This window comes from Intestinirhabdus alba (assembly GCF_009711095.1).
GTDB lineage: Bacteria > Pseudomonadota > Gammaproteobacteria > Enterobacterales > Enterobacteriaceae > Intestinirhabdus > Intestinirhabdus alba.
In genome coordinates this window covers 1-534 of the sequence record NZ_WMJZ01000145.1, presented here as the reverse complement: position 1 = coordinate 534, position 534 = coordinate 1, and the positions used below count along the sequence as shown (strand labels likewise).

Here is a 534-nt window from a genome sequence, read left to right as displayed (position 1 = left end):
GCATCTGGCGTACGTGATCTACACGTCGGGTTCGACCGGGCAGCCCAAAGGAGTAATGATTGAACATAGAAATCTTGTTAATTTTAATACAGCAATGGAAAACTTAGCTCAATTTAGCCATTGTAAAAGAGTTCTTCATCTCACAAGCTTTTCATTTGACATCTCCGTCACTGAAACATTTTTTCCATTAATTCATGGGAATGTTATCTTAATGATAGGTGACGTGTTTTCGCCAAAAATCGAGCTGTCAGGTAAATTCCCCTACCAAAATATAGATTTAATACAAGCAACTCCCTCAGTATGGAAGGCGTTGTTTAAATTAAATCTTGATTTTGATTCAAATACCCGTGTGCTATGCGGTGGTGAAACTCTCACAAACAATTTAGCACAGGAATTAAACTCTAAATTCAATAATTCTTGGAACATGTATGGTCCGACGGAAACAACCGTCTGGTCCACATCAGGAAGGATCGTTGGAAGAGAAAATATTCATATCGGTCGTCCAATAGCCAATACGCGGCTGTATCTGTTAAA

At 38.8% G+C, this 534-nt stretch carries 1 protein-coding gene; it reads left to right on the top strand.

The window, feature by feature from the left end; genetic code table 11:
• Positions 1 to 55 precede the first annotated feature (55 nt).
• The coding region (locus GJV78_RS22785) for an AMP-binding protein (protein ID WP_230979233.1) at positions 56 to 534 on the top strand (479 nt) is incomplete at its 3' end.